Origin of the sequence: Halomonas huangheensis (assembly GCF_001431725.1) — a bacterium.
Lineage (GTDB): Bacteria > Pseudomonadota > Gammaproteobacteria > Pseudomonadales > Halomonadaceae > Halomonas > Halomonas huangheensis.
Genome location: NZ_CP013106.1, coordinates 1,941,573 through 1,965,967 on the forward strand (window position 1 = coordinate 1,941,573; position 24,395 = coordinate 1,965,967).

The window sequence follows — 24,395 nt, forward strand, 5'->3', positions numbered from 1 at the left end:
GGGGTTGAGATGATCCGAGGGTTGAGATGATAAAAGTTCAGTACGAGCCGTTTGATGCCGGGCAGGAACAACAGTCGCTGTTGGCTGGTCGCACAGATATCGGGGCAGTGGTAAGTTTTACTGGCTTGGTACGTGACTTCAATGAATGCCCGGATGTCGAGGCGCTGACGTTGGAGCATTATCCTGGCATGACCGAGGCGAGTCTCGTGCAGATTGCCGACGAAGCGCATCAGCGTTGGTCCTTGTCGGGGTTGACGCTGATTCATCGCGTTGGGCGTCTGGCACCTGGCGACCCTATTGTGCTGGTTATCGTGGCCAGTGAGCACCGTCGTGCCGCCTATGAAGCCTGTGAATTTCTCATGGATTATCTCAAGACACGTGCTCCGTTCTGGAAGAAGGAACATACCGCCAGCGGCGACTACTGGGTGTCTGAGCGGGAACAGGATCATGCGGATGCCCAGCGGTGGGAGGTAGGTACATCATGACGACACAGCAGTTGATCGATGATTTTGGTCGCAGGGTTTCCTATGTTCGTCTTTCCGTGACGGATCGTTGCGATTTTCGTTGTGTTTATTGCATGAGTGAGGAGATGACCTTCCTGCCTCGCGCACAGGTGCTGACGTTGGAGGAAATCTCGCAGATTGCCAGAGCGTTCACTGAGCTGGGTGTCGAGAAGATCCGGTTGACTGGCGGTGAACCGCTGGTGCGTCGCAATATTTCCGAGCTGGTGAGTAACATCGGTAGTTTGCCGGGGCTCAAGGATTTCACCATGACCACCAATGGCGCAGGGTTGCGCCGTTATGCTGATGATCTGCGTCGCGGCGGGATGTCACGACTGAATATCAGCCTCGACTCCCTGGATCCAGAGCGTTTTCGTCGTCTGACTCGTACCGGTGATTTGAGCAAGGTTATCGATGGAATTCATGCGGCAAAGGACGCGGGCTTCGAGCGCATCAAGCTCAATGCGGTGGTGCTCAAGGGACGCAATGATGACGAAGTGGTGGATCTGGTTGATTTCGCGCGCCGGCACCAGCTCGATATCAGTTTTATTGAGGAAATGCCGCTTGGCGATGTCTCCGATCACTCAAGAGCTGAAACCTATTGTTCCAGTGATGAGGTCCGGGAGGTTATCGAGCCATATTATCCGTTGACCCAGACCACTGAAGCCACGGCTGGTCCATCGCGTTACTTCCGTATGGCGGATAGTGGTACTCGGGTCGGTTTCATTTCGCCTCATAGCCATAATTTCTGCAGCAGTTGTAACCGTGTTCGTGTCACCGTGGAAGGGCGCTTGCTGTTGTGTCTCGGCAACGAGCATTCTGTTGACCTTCGCGCTGTGCTTCGCCGCTACCCCGGTGATGGTGAGCGCCTCAAGCAGACCATCATCGAAGCCATGGCGTTGAAGCCTGAGCGCCATTATTTCAAGACCGATGGTGATGTTCAGATAGTACGTTTCATGAACATGACCGGTGGTTGAGCCCGACGGGCTGTCATCTCTTATTCTACCTTGGTGAACAGACACGGCTTTATGCGCTGCTACGCGTGTAAAGCCGTGTCCGTATTTGTGCTGAACGCCTGCTGAAAATGGGCGCTTACCCGTACGGCTCGTGACCACTACTCTGGCTATCCAGCAAAATCGATGTGCATGAATGCGCAAGTACTGTTCGAAATGACTATGGAAATGCGTTGGATAGGTGAACAGCTTGACCGTATCAACAGTCGAAACAGGGTATAGGGTTACAGGTTTTCTACTGAAATATTCAAAAAAACCTTGTCGATATTCTTGCCAACACAAGCGTAGAGCATATACTTTTCATCAAGTGAATATTGCTATCCTGTGATCGTGTAAAAAGGCATGGAGGGATATATGTCCAGTGAATCTCTTGAGCGTATTGCTCGGAACAAGAATGTGGCGCGCGCCGCAGCCCGTCAGCTGAGCATGGAGCAATTGCAGAAGCTGGCTGAGGTTGTTGAAGAAGTGATTGAACAAAAGAAGGGCGAGGATCGTCAGCGGCAGGAAGAAGAGGTGCAAAAGGCACGCAAGCTGGCAGAGATTCGTGAACAGATCACCGAAGCAGGACTGTCGCTTGATGATCTGGTCTCGGAACAGCCTAAGCGCAAGCGTGGCCGTCCGCCGAAGAACAAGAAGTGATCGGTGGCATTTCGTCCCTTGATATATCTGTAACGATGGATTGAACCTGGGTACGCCGGAGTGTCGATATTGAACGCTCTCATGTCAGTGCACGTATCGTGGCAGAGAAACAACAAGCGGCTCGAGAGCTTTCCTCTCGAGTCGCTTGTTGCATATAAGGGATGCCAGTAGGTGAAGTGCTTCAGTAGGTGAAGTACTTCCAGCAGGTGATGGGCCTAGGGCACGCTATCGACAAGATATTCTGTTTCGGTGGCCATCAATTGCAGTTGGATATCCGGAGTGTGCTGTACATGGTCAGATAGCCAACTTCCGATTCGGGGGTGTAGAAGTCGTCTCAGTCCTGCCAGGGTGTCTGTGGCAATATCATCGAGCTGTTCATCCAGCCAGTCGCAGAAGCTATCTTCGTCCAGTGGGCTGCTTTCACTGGTATCAAGTAGCAGGCGCCCGATGCGTGTCCAGCCTGTCGTAGTGGCTGCCAGGGTAATGGCTATGAACAGGGTGCCATGTCGAGAGATTCGAGCTTGCGTGTCTGATTTCACGGGACTCAGTGCATTGCGTTGCACGAGGCGAACTTGCTGGGGAAACCGCTGTTCAAGGCGTAGTCCGCTGTCATCGAAATGAATCATATCGCCATTGCTCGGCAATAGGTTTGCGGTGATACCCATGCCTCTGGCTAGATCTGCATGCGCAGTCTGGTGAACAGGCTCACCGTGTACTGGCAGTAGATGCGCAGGTTTCACCCAGTGATAAAGGCTTTCGAGTTCCTCCTGGGCAGGATGGCCTGACGCATGCAGTTGCGGATGTGAAAATTCGTCGAGAATATTGACCTCGAAACGTTTCAATCCTCTCTTGAGTCGCTCAATGAGATGCTCATTTCCCGGAATGGCCTTGGCCGAGAAGATCACGCTATCACCGGTGGTCAGCTCGAAATGGGGGTGTCGCCCCTGTGCCAGTCTCGATAGCGCGGCGCGAGGCTCGCCTTGGCTGCCGGTGGCAATTACCAGCACTTCGTCGGCAGGTAGATAGCCGAGATCGGAGGCGGGAACCAATGCTGGAAAGTCGTCGAAGTAGTCGAGCTGCCTGGCGATGGCGACCATTCTCTCCATCGAGCGACCCAGCAGGCTGACACGTCTATTGCAGGATGCTGCGGCGCGCGCAATCGACAGCACTCGAGCCAGATTGCTGGCAAAGCAACTGACCACGACACGGCCAGAGCATTTACCGATGGTCTCGGTCAGCGCTCTGGCCACCTGGCGTTCGCTGTGCGAACGGCCGAGGATATTGGCGTTGGTGGAATCGCCAACCACCAGGTCTACCGGTGCCAGACTACGGAATAACTGCTCATCGACCGGAGCACCGATCACTGGGTCGGGATCGATCTTCCAGTCACCGGTATGCAGAATACGATGCCCCCCAGCCTCCATGATGAGTGCGCAACTCTCCGGGATGGAGTGTGTCACTGGGAGAAAGCGTACGTTGAAGGCGTCGCTGCTGCAGGCTTCACCGGGTTCGATGACCTTGATCGAGGCGGTAGCCAGCCCATGCTCGGCGAAGCGTGTGCGAAGCATTTCCGCCGCCAGTGGTGTGGCGTATATCGGGCAGCCCCAGTTTGGCCACAGCCACACCACTGCACCGATATGGTCTTCATGTCCGTGGGTGATGATCAGGGCTTCCGGCGTGATATTGCATGCCTTGAACGCTTGAGGATCGGGAACCTGCAGGGGGTTGCCGTCGAGGTCCTGGCGAATCAGCATGCCGCAATCTACGGCGATCCAACTGTCGAGATAGCCGTATAGGGTCAGGTTCATGCCGACTTCGCCACAACCCCCCAGCGGTAGTATGCGTAATGGTGGTCGGCGGCGGCGGCGGATCTGAACCTTGGGTGTCGGCATCGCATCAGGCATCGTTGATGATATTCCCCCACTATACGGGAAGCCCTGGTGTCCCCTCAATCCGCGTGGCTGTTCTGAATCAAGGCGCCGTGCCGAGAGCTGGGCTTTTGGTTACAATGCCGGCCTCTGTTTTTACCCAGCCCTGTTTTATCCACCCCTGTTTCATCGAGAGTAGTGTAGTCATGTCACATTTTTATCGTCTGGTGGTGTCCTGCCCCGATCGTCTGGGCATCGTGGCAAGAGTGTCGAATTTCATTGCCGGTCACGGGGGATCCATTACCGAGGCCAGCCAGCACTCGGACCTCGAAACCGGACGGTTCTTCATGCGTTACGAGATTCTTGCTGATTCGATTGGCATGACGCTGGAAGAACTTCGTGAGGCTTTTGAGCCTGTCGCGAGAGAGTTCGATATGCAGTGGGCGTTGCGCGATACCCAGCAGCGTCAACGGGTGGTGTTGATGGTGTCGCGAGAGTCCCACTGCCTGGTGGATCTGTTGTACCGCTGGACGGCGGAAGGACTGGATTGCGATGTCGTGGCGGTGGTGTCCAACCATGATGACCTACGCAGCATGGTCGAATGGCATGGCATACCCTACCATCATGTGCCGGTGACCCCGGAGACCCGACCTCAGGCCTTTGCTCAGGTCGAGCAACTGATCGGAGAGTATCAGGCGGACACCATCGTGCTGGCTCGCTACATGCAGATACTGCCGCCGGACCTGTGCCGCAACTACGCGGGCCGGGTGATCAATATCCACCACAGCTTCCTGCCATCCTTCGCCGGAGCCAGGCCCTATCACCAGGCCTATCAGCGTGGAGTCAAGCTGATTGGTGCGACCTGCCACTATGTGACCGAGGAGCTGGATGCTGGCCCGATCATCGAGCAGGACATCCATCGTGTCAGCCATTGCCACACGCCCACCGATCTGGTGCGTTTTGGTCGTGACGTAGAGAAGACAGTACTGGCACGTGGCCTGCGGTGGCACCTCGAGGATCGTGTGATCATCCACGGTAACAAGACGGTGGTCTTTGCCTGACCGGTATGCCGTGACGAGAGTCGTGGTTCCAGGCTGAAACGGTGGTCTTTAGCCTGGGCTGCGGGCGGATACGTCTGCCGCGGCTTCAGCCGCGGCGCATCCGAGAAGGTTGGGGGTGAGGATCGGCGTGAACTGTGCAGTCTGGATTGAAATGCAGGCCACGGGATTCTCGCCGTTGCCGCGCGCAGGTGACCGTCAGCAACGATAGTGTCAGTGCCTGGCGACAGGCTGCCAGATCGGTACTGGGTGCTGCATTCCGGCAGTGATTCTGCATCTTCTGTTCGAGTTGCTGGAGTTGCTGAAACGCTTCATCGAGTCCTGTATCGCTGCGCACGATGGCGACTCTTGCGCTCATGATCTCGCGCATACGGCTCCGCCATTGCTGAATCTGTTGCTTGTCGATCTGGGGGCCACCCCATTGGGTGCCGACCAACTCTGCGGTGTGGTTCTTGGTTGGCTGATGCAGATGCTGTGCTGCCGCACGAGCGAATACCAGGCATTCGAGCAGAGAATTGCTGGCCATGCGGTTGGCACCATGCAGCCCGGTATAGGCTACTTCGCCCACAGCATACAGTCCACGGACGCCGGTGGCGCCGTTCAGATCCGTGGCGATGCCGCCACAGCTGTAGTGAGCGGCGGGAACCACCGGAATCGGCTGTTGGGTGATGTCGAGGCCGCGACCGAAGCAGTGAGCGTAGATGGTCGGGAAGTGATGGCGGATGTTCTCCGCTCCCAGATGGCGGACATCCAGCAACACATGATCGCTGCCACACTGCTGCATCCGCGAGTCGATGGCGCGGGCCACTACGTCGCGGGGCGCCAGTTCCGCACGCTCATCAATGTCCGGCATGAAACGTTGGCCATGGATGTCGAGCAGGATTCCACCTTCGCCGCGTACCGCCTCGCTGATCAGGAACGGTGGCCCTTCGGGATCGTAAAGACAGGTGGGGTGGAATTGCTGGAACTCCAGGTTGGCCAGCTCCGCGCCAAGTTCCCATGCCATCGCCATGCCTTCGCCACTCGCTGGGCTGGGGCTTGTGGTGTGACGATACAGGCCGCTGGCGCCGCCGGTTGCCAGTACCGTATCACCTGCGAGAAGCTCATGAAGCTCGCCGTTGACATCAATACAGCGGGCGCCGCGACAGGCACCAGCGAGATCACCGATCAGCTCGATGGCAGTAAGGTCGTCGCGGATCTGGATCTCCGGATGTGATGCGACCTTGTCGAGCAGGGTGTCGGTGACAGCGCGTCCAGTGGCGTCATCGGCATGGATGATGCGCCGCGTATTGTGTCCACCTTCTCGAGTCAGGTGATAAGGATAGCTCGCGTCGGGATCGGGGTCGGGAGTGAAGGGCACGCCCATCGCCAGTAGCCACTGGATGGCTGAAGGTCCTTGCTCGACGGTGAAGCGCACTGCGGCTTTCTCGCAGAGACCATCACCGGCAACCAGGGTGTCCTGAATATGGGCCTCGACGTTGTCGGTCGGTGCCAGTACCGCGGCAATTCCCCCTTGAGCCCAGCGACTTGCGCCCTGTGCTTCTTCACCGGGCCGCAACAGGGTTACGGGCCGGTGATCCGCGATCTCCAGCGCCATGGACAGGCCGGCGACACCACCGCCGATTATCAGTACATCAATGGGGGCCTGGTTCATGCTGACTTCCTTCCTTGCTGTCGAGGTGCGAGGCCTCGTGAAGCCCGTGGCGACCTGCACGCAGGCGCAGGCGCTTGCTTGGTAGGCGCTCGAGGCTGGCGAGTCGCACGGCGGTGCTCGAGGCGACTCGGGCCAGTTCGCGATTCAACCACAGATAGCCACTGGGACTGAACAGCATACGGCCATCGGCGCCTCTGGCACCGCTGGCCAGATCGGCGAAACCCTGTAGCTCGAAGGGCCGGATATCTGCCGAGACGGTCTGCCCAGTACGGACGTGAAAGGCGAGGGTGCTGAGGTCCCGGGCCAGAGTATGTTGCTGGTCACGCAATCCTTGCATCGCATCGATGCGGTCGTGCCCCTCGCGCGTCGTCCAGTGGGACTCGAGTAGCAGCTCGATGGTTGACAGCATGCGACGTTGATAAGAGACCAGTTCGTCGACTTCCTGGCGAGTCAGGCGGCCTTCGCGGTGAACTGCGTCGGTCAGACCGCGCTGTTTTACCAGCAGAGAAGTGGTGGCCTTGAGCAGCTCACGAGTATCTACCCCTGGCGCGGCGGTCGCAGAAGTGTGGGCATGATAGAGGCGTGCGAGTCGGTCAAGGTTGTCAGCCAGCATGAAACGCATCACGTCAGTCGCCTTGTGGGGCAGCACGACCAGGGTAGCGGCGATACCGATCAAGGTGCCGATCAGGACATCAGCACTGCGCCATAGGGCAACGCTGAAGTCCGGCGCACCATTGCCGATGACCAGCAACAGGCTGATGGCAAACATCAGTCCGGCATAGGCCTGTCGACTGGAAAACACCACCCAGGTGGCTATGGCAATGGCGATCAGCGCCCCGACCTGGACTCCCCAGCCGGGAATCGGCAAGCTGATCAGCATCAGCCCGATACCGGCACCGACGAGGGTGCCTACCAGGCGCTGGCGGCCCTTGTCGAGGACACCACCGATATGCGGCAGGTTGCCCATCACCATCACGGTACTGACCAACGCCCAACCGCTGTGTTGCATGGGGAACAGGTGGACGATGGCAAAGGTGACTGTCAGGGCCAGGCTGACCCGCAGCACATGAAAGAGTCGCCGGTAACGGTAATTGGTATATGGGTCTCGCAGGCGGCCCAGCAGCATTCAGTATGTCTCCCTGATGCGTCGAGAAAAGAGGCGCTGGAGGCGGGGGCTCAGAGGGGCGTAATAGGTGCTCAAGGTTGTTGATCTGCCGACTGAATTACGAACAGGAATGGTCGACAATTCTACCATGTGGTCGGCGTCGAGTCGCGTGGTGGGCGCTGCAGGGCAGTACAATGTGAGTAGGGCTCGTCTTTATCGGGGGCCATCGGGCGAGCTCATGACGATGGCTGGTGTGCACGGCAGACATTGGAGGTGAATTGATGTTGAGGCTATTCAGGATAGAAGGTGGGCTGATTCAAGAGATCCAATGTGCCGACGAGGAGAAGGAACTGCACCTCAAGGACGCTCAATGGATTGATGCTCACGAGCCCGATCAGGAAGAGCGTTCACTTCTGGAGCGAATACTGCACACGGATATCCCGGAGTCAGATGAGGTCGATGAGATTGAAGCATCGGCACGCTGCTTCATGGATCAGGCTGGTATTCATATCCATTCTCTGTTCCTGTCGCCATCCGAGGGTCGTCACCATACCGTCTCCGTGGCCTGCATTCTGCAAACGACCCGGTTGATCACGATTCGCGAGGACGAAATAGCGGATTTTCGTCTACTCCGCATGCGAGCGCGTCGTCAACAGGTCGAGGTGCAGAGCCCCCAGGGATTGATGGTGACACTGCTTGAGCAGAAGGTGGAGAACCAGGCCGACACCATCGAGGATATACATCGGCAGTTGGAAGGCGTCAGCTATTCCGTGCTGGAAGATGAAGACTCCGAGCTGGAAGATGCCATCAGCAAGCTGGCGCGCCTGGAAGACAGTAATGGCAAGGCACGGTTGTGCCTGATGGACACCCAGCGCGATATTTCCTTTCTACTGCGCCATTTGCATACCCAGCCGGATCAGTTGGAGACGCTGCGCGAGATCATGCGTGATATCGAGACACTGATGTCGCACACCACCTTTCTGTTCGACAAGATCAACTTCCTGATGGATTCCACCCAGGGCTTCATCAATATTCAGCAGAATCAGATCATCAAGATATTCTCCATCGCGGCGGTGGTCTTTCTGCCGCCGACGTTGATTGCCAGTATCTACGGCATGAACTTCGCGCATATGCCGGAGTTGGACTGGCTGCTGGGCTATCCATGGGCCATCGGATTGATGATCGGTGCAGGCATTGCGCCGTACTGGTATTTCAAGCGCAAGGGTTGGCTGTAGCCCCAACGGCTCGGTAGGTGATGGAGTTGCATCGGTATAAACGGTTGCTGCCCACGAAGGCTGGTATCATACCTTCGGAACTGGAGAAATTTGATGGCTGAGAAGCGTTACCGCGTAGTGACTTCGCATCAGAGCCTGTATCCGCGCCCGATCACCTTCCGCGAGGGCGCATTGTTACAGAGCACCCGAGTTCGACACTCCCAGTCCGATTTTGATCTGAAATTGGCACCTGTGGTCCGAGAATTCAGGACACCCTGAATAACATCCTCGCTGTCGATGCTGGCATTATGCTTCAGTCTGTAGGTTATTCAGAGCTTGCCTAATCGCTGACCAGCTGCATGATCTCGAACGCATTCAGCGCTGCGCCACGTAACAACTGATCACCGCTGATGAATAGATCCAGCCCGTGTTCGCCGTAGATCAGGTTGTAGCGAATCCGCCCAACCTCCACCGCATGTTTATAGGTCGATGTCATCGGCATCTGATAAGCCCCCTTCTTCGGGTCATCCACAACCTCAACCCCCGGTGCGGCGTGCAACAAATCGCGAACCTGGTCCAGTGACTGGATGTGCTGTTTGAAGTGGAGGCTCAGACTCTCTGCATGAGAGCGCAGGGATGGCACACGAACTGCTGTGGTGCTGATAGCCAGCCCGGGGTCGCCCAGAACTTTGCGTAACTCCCAGACTACTTTCATTTCTTCACGGGTGTAGCCATTGTCCTCAAACGAGTCGACATGGGGAATTACGTTAAAGGCCAGGTTATGGGTAAAGCTTTCACTATCATTCTGGTCGCCATAGTCACTAAAGTCCCTTGCCTTTTCCCGCAACTCCAGCATCGCGGGTTGCCCAGCCCCACTGGCTGCTTGATAAGTAGAGATGATCACACTGTCTAGTCCAAAGGCGTTATGCAATGGACCCAGCACCATCAATGCAATAGCCGAAGAGCAATTGGGGTTTGCAATGAGTTTTTCACCCTTGTAATGCTGGCCATTGATCGGAGGTACGAGTAGTGGGATCTCCTTGTGATAGCGGAAAGCCGACGAGTTATCGATGACATAAGAGTTTTTAGCTAGATGCTCGCCATATTCCAAGGCAAAATCCCCGGAAACACACAAGAAGACGATGTCACACAAGGCACAGCTTTCGACCGTAAAGGCTTCGATCAAGTGTTCGGTATTCCTGACCTTGAGTCTCCTGCCGGCAGAACGTTCAGAGGCCATGCAGACAACATTATAGTCTGTGCTTTCAAGCAACTGCAGCATGGTCATGCCCACTGCACCAGTGCAACCCACCACGGCGACCTTCTTCATTTCAGCTCCTTTGTCTAAAAAACGCACCGTCCTGAAACGGCGAAAACGGATATGTCATGTCGTGCGCATTGGCACCGCCAACCTAGCAGCTGCCGCTGCACGCTGAACTCGTATGGAGTTCCACGTAAACAGCGCAAGCGCCAACCAGATGAACGAAAAGGCCATTAGTTTTAACGATGAGGCCGGCTCACCATAAATGAATGCTGCCAATAGGAAGTTGCAGGTTGGCGGGAAAAATTGCAGGAAGCCCAGAGTGATTATTGATAGTTGCTTAGCTGCCAGACTATACCACTATAACGGCAGCGCCGTGATCAGACCTGTAGCAACCAGTAGTAGATCCCCGGTGTTCGATTGAAGAAACAGATGGCCCAACCCTTGAAATTGTGCCAACAGCAGAAATAGAGCTGCAAATGGCAGCATGACCGCAATTTCCAGGGTTTGGACCACTAATCGGAAAATAACAACCCTATGCCGGTAGTTGAATTGAGGCCAACAATGCAGCTGTCACCTTTGTGAGGTGTCGCCATCTTTTTTCATAAGACTGTCTGCCAATGACTATAATAGGCGAGGAGTGGAAGGTATAGTGCAGGAGGAGGAATTGCCTGAATCCGCACATGCTAAGTGCTTGTGTAGTGATAATTTGGCATGGAATATATAAGATATTAGTTTTAATTGTTTTATTTGGATTGTGAGAGCGAAAATATTAGCTAATTTACTTATCATAATCTTTTGTTAAAGAATCTCTGAATAACTCTGAGTTCATAAAATGACCGCAGCACTTTGGGCCACCAGCAACTGGCCTGGATCCAGCGGTACCAGGTTCATGCCTGCATGGATGTTGGAAAGATCCAGACGCAGATCGCGATAACTTGGAATTCACAGCAGTACTGTCTTCCGGGAGCTGTACCGAAATGCATCGTCAGGGGGAATGCAGGCTCAGGGCCTCAGTGATCAGCGTCGCTGCAGTGTGTGGAAGTGGACGAAGCAACTACCCGGCATGATGGAAGCGGGGTGACCATATTGTTGCTCATGGATTGGAGCCCTGAACAAGTCAGCTAGTTCATGAAGCTCACACCAGGGGCAAGTGTCAGTTACCAATGGATCTATGCCTTCATCTGGGCGGGATAGAGCGAGAGGCGGCAGTCTCTGGAAGAAATTGCGCCACCCCAGGTGACCTGGACGGCAGAGGGGATTAGCGAGTCCGTGCTTGAGGGCAAGCAGACCGACAAGGAACTGCGCTACCTCAGTGGCAGTGATGTCCTGTTTGAAGTGTTACCGGTTTGAGATGAGCATTCCCAGCATGCCAGTCGCCACGGAAGATGAGGCTGGTTAAGAGTTCGATGATTGTGATCCGAGACCCAGCGGGTAGCTACTATGTACAGGAATGGGTCAACGGAATTTTCTACAGAGAGACTTGGGGGGGTATCCAAAGAAACTCGAGAATGCAGTACTGAAATTACTGGGGTGTCGGTAGCCGCATTGGTAGGCTGCCTGGGCAACCTGGCAACCACTCTCCAACAGAGCATGGGCTTTGCGCATACGTAGGTCATGCAACATGCGGTGTGGAGTGGTGTTGAAATGCTTGTGAAAGCCTTCCTTCAGCTTGAATTCATTGAGCCCTGTCGCTGCGCAGAGGTGAGGGATCGTCAACGGCTGGTCAAGACGTTCCAGCATCAGGTCGCGAACGCTTTCCAGAGCTTCGACGTCCTGCCAGCTCAAGGAAGAGGACTCCGGTGTGGGTGGGGCAATTGGGCGTAGTTGTTCGGAAAGCAGGGCAAGGCTGTGAAAGTGCATGTCCAGCAGATTGGGGCTGGACATGCAGAAAGCGCTGGCCAGAGCTGTGGCATGTCCTTGACTGACTCGCGAGCTCTTGCGGAATGCCAGTTGTTGAATGCTTTTCCCGCCCAGTAGGGCCCTGGCCCTGGATTGACCCAGATATTTGCTCAAGGTCTGTTCACCGACCAGCAGGCGCAATTGTGAGACTGTGTTGCCGGCTACGTAGTGGCGTTCACCATGACTACTGCAGAACGCAGCGACAGTCGTAAAACCAGCGCGAAACAGTAACTCCGTCCCTTCTGTACCCCGGTAACCGGATTGTCCTTCGAGCCCGAAGGTGATGGCCAGCATATGCCGACCATGGGGGTTAATGGTCTCTTCCTTCAGATTGCAGGTGGGACGGTAGCGTAGTCGTACCAGAATCAAATCGTTCTCCAGGGAAATGCGCTCGCAGTAGCATGCACCCACGTCTTCAGGAAGCTCGAGGTACTCGCGATTCGAATCTTCGCGTCTGGCCAGCCTGACCTGGTCCATTCTCAGGTGACGTGGAGACTGAGTCATCGCGTTGGAAACCGCCATACCGGATTTCTCCTTCCGTGGATCATACGGATTACTACGAAATGAATATGTATCTCATATGCTATTGATTCACATTTGCTCTTATAATCCTGCCCATGTCAATGCAAAGCGCATTCTTGTAGGTGATAAAGGGCACGGCTGAGCAAGCCGTCCCCTTCTCGTAAGGGGAATGTATGAGAGGTAGGCAATATATCGGGGTGGGGACACTGGCGAGCCTGTTGGCAGTACCTGTGGCAGAGGCACAGGTACTGCCGGCTGTAACCGTAACGGCCAACAAGATTGAGCAGAAGGAAGAACGCGTTCCTGCGTCACTATCGGTACTCTATGGAGAAGATCTTCGTGATGCTGGAGTGGATGATCTGAATGGTCTGGCTCGGCGAACGCCCAATTTTACCTTTCAGCCGTTTGGGCAGTCCGGGACCAATCTGCCGGTAGTGCGTGGTCTGTCCTCCAGTGCCACTGCGTTCTCCTCATCCATGTTGATGCTGGTCGATGGGGTGCCCACGCTTATGGGGCAGGGGTTCGAAAATAGTCTGGTCGGTGTGGAGCGTGTGGAGATTCTGCGTGGGCCTCAATCGACGCTGTATGGCCGCAATGCCGAGGCAGGGGTATTGAGTATCCATACCCTTCAGCCCAGTGATGAGCCTCACGCCCGCGTCGACTTGGGTGTCGGAAGTCGGGACAAGCGCTCTGTACGCTTCGATGCGAGCGGAGCGTTGCTGACAGACAGGCTCTATGCCGGCATTGCGGGGGAGTGGCTGGCTCAGGATGGATTCATCGACAACCGCTTTCAGGGCGGGAAGGAAGATGACCGTGAACGCTACAACGGTCGTGCCGTATTGCGCTGGGAGCCGACGACTTCGAGCAGCGCGACACTTCGCTATAGTCGACAGGAACATGATGACGGTGGGTCTCTCTGGGGCCCTGTGGATTCGTCTCAGCGCGAGGTTCGTTCGGGAACAGACAGCTGGAATCGCTCACAGGGCAGTACGCTGGCGCTGGATGCCGATCTTGAGCTGTCGCCCGGACTGCGATTGCGTTCCATCAGTGCTCGAAACGACTTCCATGACCACGTTCGTCAGGATACCGACTTCCTGCCTGCTGACATCACCCACCTCGAACGTGACTTTCGTTTCAATACGATTTCCCAGGAATTGCGCCTGGAAGGTAGCTCGGAGGAGCACCAGTGGTTGCTGGGGGTGTACGCGGACCGCGCCGATCACGATCTGGGCTTTCACCAGCATGCGCCGCTGGGAGAACAACGCACGGAGACAAGTCTGGGGGGGGATACCCAAGCGATTTTCGGGCAGTGGATCCAGCCGCTGTCGGATCGCTGGCTGTTGACTCTCGGCGGGCGTTACGAGCATGACGAGGTGTCGTTATCACCTGAAGGCAGCGACAGCAGGGACCGCGACTGGCAGCGATTTACACCCAAGGTGGCACTGCAGTACGAGTGGTCAGATGAGACTCAGCTATACGCCAGCTATACGCAGGGATTTCGTGCTGGAGGTTTCAACGCCTTTGCTGGAGCTGCGGATTATCCGAGCTATGACCCTGAACGGGTGACTGCCTATGAGATCGGGGTCAAGGGATGGGCATTTGATCGACGCCTGCAGTATGAAACAGCAGTGTACTGGATGGACATCAGTGACATGCAGGTCCAGCAGATCGTCCAGCCCGGTGTCGTGTTCATCACCAATGCTGCCGAAGCTTATTCTGCGGGTCTGGAATTGTCCGTCGATTATCTGCTGGATGCGGGCTGGTGGCTGCAGGCTTCTCTGGGACTGAATCGTACCCGCTTTGAGGAATTCCATGATTCCGGGGGAGATTACCAAGGGAATCGCAATCCCTTCGCTCCCGAGATGACCAGCTATCTAGGCGTGCGTTACGACGCTCAGCAAGGGTGGTTTGCTCAGGCAGGGTTGACCGGTATCGGCAGCACCTTTCTCGATGCCGCAAATGACTATCGCCAGGACGGCTATGCCTTGCTGGATGTCAGCACGGGATATCAGCGGGGGCCCTACGCTGTCACCTTCTACGTCGATAACGCCACCGACGAGGATCACGATGCCATAGGCTTTCTCAACGGCACGGCACGGGTATATAGCGAGCCGCGTGAAGTGGGGCTGACCGTGAGTTATGAGCTATGAGTGCGTCGCAGACAGGGGCTTGTCATGTCCTTCAGCCCTATTGGGATGTGGCTCTGGCTTCGGTACAAGCTGATGCGCTGCGCATTGCGCTTGAGCTGGATGTTTTTCGGCTCCTGTCGAAGCCGCTACCGGCCAGTGCAGTCGCGCAGCAACGATCTTTGCACGTGGACAATACCGCTCATCTGCTGGAGCTGTTGTGGAGTATGCAACTGCTGGAGCGGCAGGACTGCCGCGATGCGACCGGGCAGTGGCGGTATTACGCCAGCAATATCGCAGCACAGTATCTGAATCCGGACTCCGTCAGCTACTGCGGTGACGCTTGGCGCTTTCGACTGCGTTCACTCAGGCAGTTCGGCGGGCAGATGGATGAGCTACTGCGTTCTGGCCAACCCGGCAGAGAGGTTTCCGAATCCTCGACAGCAAGTGCCTGGCAGGCTGCCGCTCGAGTGCAGATCTGCCAGGAACAGCGTGCGGCGACTGCTGGTGCGGCGAAGAGTCTGGTACTGCGTCTTCCCGAGTTCGCCAGGGCCGAGCGCCTGCTTGACTTGGGGGGCGGCCCGGGATGGGTGGCCATTGCATTGGCCAGTGCCAATAAGAGGTTGAGGGGCGTGGTGTATGACCTGCCTCAAGCGGCTGCGGTGGCGCGGGAGAACATCGAGCGGGAGGGCCTGGAGCAGAGACTGAAGGCCGAGGGGGGCGACCTGACCTGCGATGACTTTGGCGAAGGTTACGACCTGATCTGGTGTTCTTCGGTGTTGCATTTTGTTCCCGACCTGATGGAGACGCTGCGTAGGATAAAGGCCGCATTGCGCCCTGGAGGCGTTCTGGTCTGCGCCCACGCGGAGTTATCCGATACTCCCTCTGCTGCGCGCAAGGTAATGCCCTATTACCTGTCATTGCGTATGCGTGGCCGTCTCGTCACCAGGGATGGTGAGTTGTACCAGGCTCTGCAGTCGGTGGGTTTCAGCGAACTGGACAGCCATTCTCTGGTGCCGTTTCCCATGGCGCCGGTTACGGTTCTGGTCGGTCGCAGGAAGATGACATGACGACAATCTCGCTATCTCTACTGGGGCGACAGGCACTGTTTGGCTGGATGAATTTTGCCCTGGCTCTGCCCAGCATCTACCTGCTGCTGGGGATGCCACTGATCATGCGCGAGTATGGCTGGTCAGGTACCGATATCGGCCTGTTTCAACTGGCTGGGCTGCCGGCAGTGTTCAAGCTTTGCCTGGCAGTACCTGTTGAGCGATGGCGCCTGATCAGGGGGCACTACCAGGGCTGGTCCATGTTGCTCTGCGTGTTGTTGGCTGCGCTGTTGTGGGGGATCGGCCAGCAGAGTCTGTTGAGTCAACGAGAGTGGCTGTTTGGGCTGGCCCTGTTGGTGGGTGTGCTGGCGACCTGGGCTGATGTTCCGGTGAACGCTCTGGCAATCAAGCTGTTGCCGGAGAGTGAGCGGATGCGCGCCGGGGCGATTCGCTCGGCCTCGCTGTTCCTGGCCGCCATTGTCGGCGGAGGATTGATGCTGGTGGCGCACAGTCGCTGGGGCTGGCAAGCCCCTTTCGCTTTGATGAGTGCGGTAGTGCTACTCGGTATGCCGGGGTTGATGTGTTCAGCAGATGCGCCTCGGGAAGCGACATCCTACCCCCGACCGGGACGTGCTGGTGTTGACTGGCGGGGCTATTTCGCCCAACCCGGAGCAGGGTCATGGACCTGTCTGCTGGTGTTGGGCTTTCCCTTCATCGGAGCTGCTTGGTTATATCTCAAGCCGTTGTTGCTGGATCAGGGGATTCCTGTTGAGCAGGTGGCCTGGGGGGTGGGTGTCGGAGGGGGAGTGCTAGGCGCGGCGGCTAGTATTGCCGGGGCTGGAGTCGCACGTCGCATGGGCCTTGTGCGCACCATTCCGTTGTTTACTGCCATGTCGTTGTTCGCGTTGGTCTGCCTGACAGGTGCGGTCTGGAGCGACGCTGGTCGTGCCGGATTGATCCTGTGTGTCGCGCTGGTGGCCATTGCCATGGGGGCGACTTCATCGCTGCTGTTTGGCCTGATGATGTTCTTCGCCCGCCCTCGGCAGCAGGCGTCCGACTATGGATTGCAGGCCAGCCTGTTCGTGATATCGCGGCTGGCTGTCCCGGTGGTTGCCGGAATACTTCTCGATGTTCAGGGATACATCGGCATGTTGCTGGGCCTGACGCTGGCCATGAGCGGTGTCTTCATGCTGGCCGTGAGGTGCCGCCATGTACTGGCAAGCGCAGTTCGACGTCATTCAGGAAGTGGTATCTGCAAAGGAGTGCGCGAACCCGCTTCGCCCTCCGAGCCATTACTTACCGAGAGCAAGTCCTCATTTGTAGCTACGCAAGACTCTGGGGGAAGCCATGACAAGTGACGCGGTGGGAGCGGCGAAGGAAACGCTGGGAATATGTCTCGTCAGCCGTTCATCGGTGCTGGTTGATGATGTGTCCTTCGTTGTCGAGCAGCTCAATCACGGGCTGGCCATCAAGGAGAATGAACCTCCATCCGTTTCCGAGTGTTGCGCCGGTGCAGGACATCTTGACCTTGAGCGCACCCATGGAGGGCGAGTACTGGAAGCGTTGATGGCACAGGCAGAAGGCTATCTGCGTGAGAGTATGTCTGCGAGCCGCGTTTCGCTGGAATTTGTTCTGCTTCATTTCCAGAGCCTGGACAGTGCGCTGGAACGACTTCCGCAAGACGCCCAGCGGCTGCAGGTGGAAATGATCATTGTCGATGCCTGCAATGATGATGCGCCAGACAGCGACCCTTTCGATCCATTACTTGAGCTGTGTCAGTGCGGTAGGGACACATTGCCGCGTTGTTCACCGCACTCGGCGCTACTTTATTGCTCGCGTCAGGCATTACCTATGTGGATGGAGCGAATCGGCAGCAATCGCCACTTGCGAGTGCCGCTGGAGGATCGCTCAGCGAGTCGCGCCGATATACTGCGGATCGCCGTGGATCACCTCGAGCATTCGCGCTTCAATCGCATGCTGGCCAGATCTGTTTGTCACACCCTACCGCCAGTAAGCATGGCGAGCGAGGTGGTGCGCTTCATGTCTGATCGCTGGCAGCAGAACTGGGATCTGCATGCCTATACCGGTTCGATGGTGGCTGGCTTCATACAGTCCGTGCAGCAGCAGGTCGCCGGAACTTCCGTTCGTTGTTGTCATGGCTGCAATGAGCACAGTTTAGCCGTGAGTGCCCTGGCAGGCTGGCAGCTTTATGGCCGAACCTATGTCATTGCCGTCACGTCCGGAATGATCGATGAGTTTCGTGGCACTCTGACGAATCTCAAACGTGCTCGGGCGCCGGGGCTGATCATTTGCGGTGATGTTCCAGAGGAGACCTGGTTTGCTTTCCAGGGAACCATGGACATCGACCATGATGGTCGTCGAGTCATTGAGGCTCGAGGGCTGCGCTATGTGTTCATTCGCCAGACGAGCGAGTTGGCAGCGAAGCTTGAAGAGGCATTCACCATGCTCGCTGAGCGCCCCGAGCCGGTGTTTATCCTCTCCAGTCAGCCGGTATTGGAATCACGTGCCAGCAGGGCGCTTGAGGTACCTCTGCCTTCGAAGGTCGAGCCCATATGTCGTCACATCAACGAGGAACAGAAGGTCCGCCTGAATGAGTCGTTGCAGTTGATCAACCGGGCACCGATGCACATGCTCTGGCAGTGTGGCGAGCTCTCGGAGGAGCAACGCAATCGTGTCTATCAAATAGCTGATCGGGCTGGTATTGCCCTGACCGATGCGATTACCAGGCCCGGTAGTGTCGGTGCCTATCATCAGGGGACGACAGTAGAGAATTATCTCGGCCCTCTGTCGTTGTACGGGTTCAGCCGCCGTGTATATCACTTCTTGCACGATGACCATGACGTCATGGGTCCACAGCGACAGTGTCTGTTCTTTCTCAAGAGCAAAGTGGACCAGGCGGCCACACCGTTTTCCGAAGGCAAGCTGAAACGTCAGATCAAGGTGGTGCAGGTCAACCATGAGCCACGCCATATATCACCATTCACTGACCTGGCGCTGGATATTCCGGTTGATCAGTTCCTCGACTATATCCATACCCATCTTGCGGTGGAGTCGGATGTGCTGACCTCAAGGAGGGAGCGGCTGGATCGCGTGCGAGCTCTTCCTGAGGCGGTGACGGTGGATCACATCGCCACTTTGCCGATGTCTGCCAACCATTTCTTCCTGCGTCTCGGGCAACTGGTTGGTGAATTGGTCGAAGCCAAGGGTTACCGCTATACGGGCGTCTACGATGTCGGCCGGTGCGGTATTTCCGCCTTGCGCAATGTCCCGCGCACTAACCCAGGGTTTTCCGGGTGGTATGGGCGAGCACTGATGGGCGACGGCCTGATGGCGCTGCCATACATCGCCACGACCACCGACGGCAATGTGCTGGCCTTTATCGGTGACGGTGCGCGCAATCTGGTGCCGGACATCGAAGCACACCTGATTGCAGGACTGGCGCGGGATCCGCGCAGTGCACAACGTAATGTCACACTGTTCTATCTGACCAACGGCATGCTGTCGATGATCCAGACTTACCTGGACAAGCGTTATGCCTGCAATGGAGAGCGTCAGGTGATGGTGCCCATGCCATCGAGATCACCGGTCAGCGAACAGGTTGGGTCAATCAAGCTGTCGCGGCAGCAGGTTGTGGAGTTTGATCGTGATGCTCTCTACAAGGCACTGGCGACGCCGGGGCAACTGAACATCATCGATGTCGCACTCGCGCACAACTCTGATGGAGACGGGCTGAGCCTGGTCTCGGAAACTACCTGGAGCCGCCGGTGAAGGATACTCAAATCATGAAATTTGGTTTCATCGCCCATCCAACCTCGGGGGCACTCAAACGCCATGTGAAGATGCTGGATCTGCTGGAGCGCAATATTCGAGAGCAGGATCGAGGCTACAGCAGAGACCTCTGGCAGTGGCGCAACCTGGTACCCTGTGCCGATTTTGGACGTATCGTCGGTGCCAGTGGTGATGTCTGTGAAGGCATTGTGCATTACATGCCTCTGACTGCTGATGAAATGCTGTCCCAGCCTCGAGCCATTGCAGCTCGGGTGATCGATGGTGTGCACAGTCTACAGAAGCAGGGTGCTCAACTGGTGGGATTGGGTGGCTTCACCGCCATTGTCGGAAATCGTGGTCTGGTGACTCTGGAGCGTACGGGCGTACCGGTCACCACCGGCAACTCCCTCACTGCCTATGCGGCCTGGCGCAATGTACTGGAGGCCATGGAGCGTCTAGAGGTTGATCCTGTGGAGACTGAGGTCGCGATCATCGGCTACCCTGGTTCCATTGCTCTGGTGATCGCCAGGCTGCTGGGGCGAGCGGGGTGTCGGCTGTGCCTGGTACATCGCGGCGGCGCCGAGCGCGCACGCCAGGGTCTGGAGTATCTGGAGGAGGGGCTGCGCGAGCGAGTGCGCATGACCCAGGATCTGGAGGAGTGTTACAGCAGCGTACGCTTTTTTGTGGCCGCATCTTCGAGTGGGGGGCTTATCGATCCCTACCGTCTGGCGCCGGGGTCGGTGGTGGTGGATGCCGCATTGCCGCGTGATGTGATGCATTACCACCAGGATCGTGACGACATTCTAATCATTGATGGTGGTTTGGTGTCAGCCAGCGCCGATATCCGTTTTGGTGACGAGAACATGGGGCTGGCTCCAAAGAAGTTCATCAATGGCTGTCTGGCAGAGACCCTGGTATTGAGCCTGGAAGGGCGGGCTGAAGCTTTTTCCATCGGTCGCGAACTTGCCGAGGAGCACGTATTGGAAATCGGAGGTCTGGCTGAGCGTCAGGGCTTCCTGACAACACCAATGGCGTCCTGGGGAAAGCGTCTTGATGACAGAGCCTTCGAGGCGTTGCGCCGCTATCACCACGAGTTCCATCAGCTTCGGGGGGAGCAGGGCGGTACCTTGCTGCGTAACCAGGTGCTGAATCAGTTTGCTGCACACATCAACCCTATCCTGCATGAATTCTATGCCTTCAACAGTATAGAGCGGGTATTCCAGCATGGTAGAGGGTGTTGGCTGACAGACTTGGATGGCTCGCGCTATCTGGACTTTGTCGCGGGATATGGGTGTCTGAATACCGGGCATAACCATCCTGCTGTAAACACCGCATTGCAGAGGTACTTGAAGGACGAATGCCCGACCTTTGTCCAGTACGTATCGGTGCCACTGCAGGCCAGTCTATTGGCGCAACGCCTGACCGAGATAGCGCCAGGCCGGCTGGGGCGAGTGTTCTTCAGCAACTCGGGAACGGAAGCGGTAGAAGCGGCGCTGAAACTGGCCATGGCGTGCAGGCCGGGTTGCCGGGTGGTGTATTGTGAGAACGGTTATCACGGCAAGACCCTCGGCGCCCTGTCCGTCACCGGACGAGACAAACATCGTCAGCCATTCGAACCGCTGCTGTCACGCTGTAGCGCGATTCCCTTCGGTGATGTGCAGGCGTTGGAACGCGCTCTGCAGGAGGGCAATGTTGGAGCCTTCATTGTCGAGCCTATCCAGGGTGAAGGGGGCGTGCTGTTTCCTCCCGCGGGTTACCTGAGACAGGTGCGCGAGCTGTGTAGTGCCCACGACTGTGTACTGATCATCGATGAGATTCAGACGGGACTGGGGCGTACCGGCAAGCTGTTTGCCTGTGAATGGGAGGAAGTGGAGCCGGATATACTGGTGTTGGCCAAATCCCTTTCCGGTGGCGCCGTTCCCATCGCAGCGACGCTGGCGCGCGTGGACCTCTGGGACCGTGCCTATGGCAGCATCGGTACCTTTGCCCTGCATACCTCGACCTTTGGCGGTGGCAATCTGGCGGCGGCGTCGGCCTTGGCAACGCTGGATGTCATACAGGCCGAACACCTGCCGGACAATGCTGCACGAGTTGGCACCAGGCTTCAGTCAGCCTTGAGTGAAGTCGCGGCCGAGTATCCCTTCATTCGTGAGGTACGCGGTCAGGGCTTGATGATCGCCATCGAATTCCACAATAGCTTTGTCGGCAGCGTGGAGGCCTGCGTACGTGAATTTGCCGGTCGCTTGCCCGGCAATATGGCCGCCACCTATCGGATGATGTCTGACAGGGCTCGACAGCTGATTCAGGAAGCCAGCCTGGAGCTGGAAAAGAGCCTTGAGGAAATGTTCGTAATGCGTTGCGTGACAAAGCTCTCTCGAGAGCACGGCATTCTGACGTTCGTCACCGCCAACAATAACCGCGTGCTGCGCATTCAACCCCCATTGGTCCTCAGTGACCTGGAGGCGCAACGCTTCGTCGATGCCTTCGCCGAAGTATGCCGAGATATGTCGACCGTCATCGAGTGATATTGCGTCCTCCGGTCTGCATACGAATAACTCCCTAAAGCAGATGAATCATTCACCGCGTCTACTGAGTCAGTTGATATGATAATGGGACTTATTAGTGTTGGAGGTTGAGGTGATGCAATTACCCCCTTTGGTTGAGCCCTCTGAGGTACTGAGCAAGGACGAAATATCCCGCTACAGCCGACACTTGCTGATTCCAGATGTTGGTGTGGAAGGACAGCGTCGTCTCAAGAGCAGCAAGGTGCTGGTCATTGGTGCCGGGGGGCTGGGCTCACCAGCCTTGCTGTATCTGGCAGCGGCCGGAGTCGGCACTCTTGGGGTCATCGACTTCGACAGGGTTGAGGCGTCCAATCTGCAGCGCCAGGTGATTCACAGGGTTTCAATGATCGGCAAGGCCAAGGTGGAAAGTGCCGAGAATGCCATTCGTGAGCTGAACCCCTATGTCGAAATGCGGCTGCATGATCAGCGTCTCGAGCCGGATATGGCAGTAGAGCTGTTCACACAGTACGACCTGATTGTCGATGGAACCGATAACTTCGCGACCCGTTACCTGGTCAATGATGCATGCGTACTGGCCGGTAAGCCCTATGTGTGGGGTTCGATATTCCGCTTCGAAGGGCAGGCGTCAGTGTTCTGGGAAGATGCGCCGGGTGATGTGGGGCTCAATTACCGCGATCTCTATCCCGAGCCGCCGCCGCCGGAGCAGTCACCATCCTGCTCCGAAGGAGGTGTGCTGGGGATTCTCTGTGCGTCGATTGGCTCGATCATGGCAACAGAGGCGGTGAAGCTGATTACCGGCATTGGTGACAGCCTTCTGGGGCGACTGATGATCTACGATGCGCTAGACATGAGTTATCGGCAGATTCCGCTGCACCGTGCACCGACCCGCCAGCCTATTACCGCTCTGGGTGATTACCAGGCCTTCTGTGGTCTGGGGCCGCTGGAGCCCGACGCAGATACCAGGATTCCCTCGATTACTGCGCTGGAGCTTCAGGCGTTGCGTGAGCGTGGCGACCCGCACTGGTTGATCGATGTGCGGGAGCAGACCGAGTGGGACATCGTGCGCATCGAGGGCGCTCATCATGTTCCTGGCGGACCAGCGTTGATTGGTCATATAGAAGAACGCTTCAGCAAGGAACAGCCGCTGATTTTGCACTGCAAGGGAGGTGTGCGTTCACGTAAGGTGCTGCAGGAATTGCAGCGACACGGCTTTCAGGATGTCTACAACCTGGAAGGGGGAATTCTGGCCTGGATTCGAGAGGTAGATAGTTCGCTACCGACGTATTGATACCAGCGACACCTGGCCCGTTACTCGCAGGAGATGGACCTCCATGCTGATCATTCTTTCCGAGTTGCTCGATGCCATGCTTCAGCAGGCGCGCAATGACCATCCACGGGAAACCTGTGGTGTGATTGCCGGCCCCAGGGCTTCGCGGCTACCGACACGCCTGGTGCCGATGCGTAATAGCGCATCGTCGGAGACCTTCTTTCAGTTCGACGCCCAAGAGCATTTGAAGGTCTGGCGAGAAATGGAGGCTCTCGACGAAGTGCCTTGTGTGATCTACCACTCACATACGCATTCGGCCGCATACCCAAGTCGTGCTGACATCCTGCTGGCCGGGGAGCCCCAGACTCATTACGTGATCCTGTGTACTGCCGAAGGACACGGCCCTTCTGTGCGCAGTTTCCGCATTGTTGATCACCAGGTGACCGAGGAAGCGATTCGCACCATGGAGACCTATTCGCGCCTGAAAAACGGCTGAGCTCTAGCACTTGTCAGCGTTGTCTGACGACTCACCGTTCAAGTATTTCACCATCAAACCTCTAGGAGGTCAGTATGTCTGTTTCAGTTTCGATTCCTACCTTGCTGCGTCCACTAACCAGGAATGAGAAGCGTGTCGAGGTTGAGGGTGACACGGTACGTGAGTTGATAGAGCAGATGGAGAGCCGTTATCCCGGCATCAAGGCACGCCTCATGGATGACGACAGGATGCACCGTTTCGTCAATGTCTATATCAACGACAATGATATCCGCTTTGCCGATGATCTGGATACGCGGCTGAGAGAGGGCGATGACGTGACCATCCTGCCAGCCGTTGCGGGCGGCTGAATATGCCCTGGTAGCACTTGCGTTCCTGTGTTGCTGATCCGCTTCTCATCGGCTCACGGG

At 56.7% G+C, this 24,395-nt stretch carries 18 protein-coding genes; 13 read left to right on the top strand and 5 right to left on the bottom strand.

Annotated features, from left to right (window positions below; genetic code table 11):
• The first annotated feature begins 26 nt into the window (after positions 1-26).
• The 3 genes from moaE (at position 27) to AR456_RS08745 (ending at position 2,152) form a co-directional block, all read left to right on the top strand.
• A complete protein-coding gene (gene moaE / locus AR456_RS08735; RefSeq protein WP_021821045.1) occupies positions 27-485 on the top strand; it encodes a molybdopterin synthase catalytic subunit MoaE in 459 nt (152 codons plus the stop codon).
• Positions 482-1,477, top strand: coding sequence for a GTP 3',8-cyclase MoaA (gene moaA / locus AR456_RS08740; protein WP_031208893.1), 996 nt, complete (start codon positions 482-484; stop codon positions 1,475-1,477). Before moaE ends, moaA begins: the two co-directional genes overlap by 4 nt.
• 390 nt (positions 1,478-1,867) lie before the next feature.
• Positions 1,868-2,152: an H-NS family histone-like protein gene (locus AR456_RS08745; protein ID WP_021821047.1), complete on the top strand. Its 285-nt coding sequence runs from the start codon at positions 1,868-1,870 to the stop codon at positions 2,150-2,152.
• Positions 2,153-2,367: 215 nt separating this feature from the next.
• On the opposite strand, the gene AR456_RS08750 is transcribed toward AR456_RS08745, so the two are convergent.
• Positions 2,368-3,960, bottom strand: coding sequence for a ribonuclease J (locus AR456_RS08750; protein ID WP_031208894.1), 1,593 nt, complete (start codon positions 3,958-3,960; stop codon positions 2,368-2,370).
• A 266-nt stretch (positions 3,961-4,226) separates the two neighbouring features.
• Here AR456_RS08750 and purU point away from each other — a divergent pair, with 266 nt between their 5' ends.
• Positions 4,227-5,081 carry a formyltetrahydrofolate deformylase gene (purU, locus tag AR456_RS08755; RefSeq protein WP_021821049.1) on the top strand — a complete coding sequence of 285 codons (855 nt, stop codon included), beginning with the start codon at positions 4,227-4,229 and terminating at the stop codon, positions 5,079-5,081.
• Positions 5,082-5,166: 85 nt separating this feature from the next.
• Here purU and nadB read toward each other — a convergent pair whose 3' ends face one another.
• Positions 5,167-6,732: an L-aspartate oxidase gene (gene nadB, locus AR456_RS08760; protein WP_021821050.1), complete on the bottom strand. Its 1,566-nt coding sequence runs from the start codon at positions 6,730-6,732 to the stop codon at positions 5,167-5,169.
• Positions 6,713-7,858, bottom strand: a complete 1,146-nt coding sequence (locus AR456_RS08765) for an FUSC family protein (RefSeq protein ID WP_021821051.1) — start codon at positions 7,856-7,858, stop codon at positions 6,713-6,715. The genes nadB and AR456_RS08765 overlap by 20 nt, the downstream gene beginning before the upstream one ends.
• Before the next feature lie 260 nt (positions 7,859-8,118).
• Between AR456_RS08765 and corA the strand changes: the two genes are divergently transcribed.
• The gene (gene corA / locus AR456_RS08770; RefSeq protein WP_021821052.1) at positions 8,119-9,072 is read left to right on the top strand and encodes a magnesium/cobalt transporter CorA; all 954 of its coding nucleotides are present in this window, start codon (positions 8,119-8,121) and stop codon (positions 9,070-9,072) included.
• Positions 9,073-9,391: 319 nt separating this feature from the next.
• Here the strand turns inward: corA and AR456_RS08775 are convergent, their stop codons facing one another.
• Together AR456_RS08775 and AR456_RS08780 are read right to left on the bottom strand one after the other, a co-directional pair.
• Positions 9,392-10,381: an aspartate-semialdehyde dehydrogenase gene (locus AR456_RS08775; RefSeq protein WP_021821053.1), complete on the bottom strand. Its 990-nt coding sequence runs from the start codon at positions 10,379-10,381 to the stop codon at positions 9,392-9,394.
• A 1,389-nt stretch (positions 10,382-11,770) separates the two neighbouring features.
• Positions 11,771-12,736: a helix-turn-helix transcriptional regulator gene (locus tag AR456_RS08780; protein ID WP_021821056.1), complete on the bottom strand. Its 966-nt coding sequence runs from the start codon at positions 12,734-12,736 to the stop codon at positions 11,771-11,773.
• A gap of 173 nt (positions 12,737-12,909) precedes the next feature.
• On the opposite strand from AR456_RS08780, the gene AR456_RS08785 reads away from it, so the two are divergent.
• The 8 genes from AR456_RS08785 to AR456_RS08820 all read left to right on the top strand — a co-directional run bounded on the left by AR456_RS08785 (position 12,910) and on the right by AR456_RS08820 (position 24,335).
• On the top strand, positions 12,910-14,886 hold the full coding sequence (locus AR456_RS08785) for a TonB-dependent receptor (RefSeq protein ID WP_021821057.1): 1,977 nt from the start codon (positions 12,910-12,912) through the stop codon (positions 14,884-14,886).
• The gene (locus tag AR456_RS08790) at positions 14,883-15,932 is read left to right on the top strand and encodes a class I SAM-dependent methyltransferase (RefSeq protein ID WP_021821058.1); all 1,050 of its coding nucleotides are present in this window, start codon (positions 14,883-14,885) and stop codon (positions 15,930-15,932) included. The genes AR456_RS08785 and AR456_RS08790 overlap by 4 nt, the downstream gene beginning before the upstream one ends.
• Positions 15,929-17,269: an MFS transporter gene (locus AR456_RS08795; protein WP_021821059.1), complete on the top strand. Its 1,341-nt coding sequence runs from the start codon at positions 15,929-15,931 to the stop codon at positions 17,267-17,269. The genes AR456_RS08790 and AR456_RS08795 overlap by 4 nt, the downstream gene beginning before the upstream one ends.
• Positions 17,259-19,700, top strand: coding sequence for an ATP synthase subunit c family protein (locus AR456_RS08800; protein WP_021821060.1), 2,442 nt, complete (start codon positions 17,259-17,261; stop codon positions 19,698-19,700). Before AR456_RS08795 ends, AR456_RS08800 begins: the two co-directional genes overlap by 11 nt.
• 14 nt (positions 19,701-19,714) lie before the next feature.
• Positions 19,715-22,225 carry a prodigiosin MAP biosynthesis aminotransferase PigE gene (gene pigE, locus AR456_RS08805; protein ID WP_031208905.1) on the top strand — a complete coding sequence of 837 codons (2,511 nt, stop codon included), beginning with the start codon at positions 19,715-19,717 and terminating at the stop codon, positions 22,223-22,225.
• Positions 22,226-22,340: 115 nt separating this feature from the next.
• Positions 22,341-23,513: a molybdopterin-synthase adenylyltransferase MoeB gene (gene moeB, locus AR456_RS08810; RefSeq protein ID WP_021821062.1), complete on the top strand. Its 1,173-nt coding sequence runs from the start codon at positions 22,341-22,343 to the stop codon at positions 23,511-23,513.
• A 43-nt stretch (positions 23,514-23,556) separates the two neighbouring features.
• On the top strand, positions 23,557-23,988 hold the full coding sequence (locus AR456_RS08815; protein ID WP_021821063.1) for a M67 family metallopeptidase: 432 nt from the start codon (positions 23,557-23,559) through the stop codon (positions 23,986-23,988).
• A 74-nt stretch (positions 23,989-24,062) separates the two neighbouring features.
• Positions 24,063-24,335: a MoaD/ThiS family protein gene (locus AR456_RS08820; protein ID WP_021821064.1), complete on the top strand. Its 273-nt coding sequence runs from the start codon at positions 24,063-24,065 to the stop codon at positions 24,333-24,335.
• Positions 24,336-24,395: the final 60 nt, after the last annotated feature.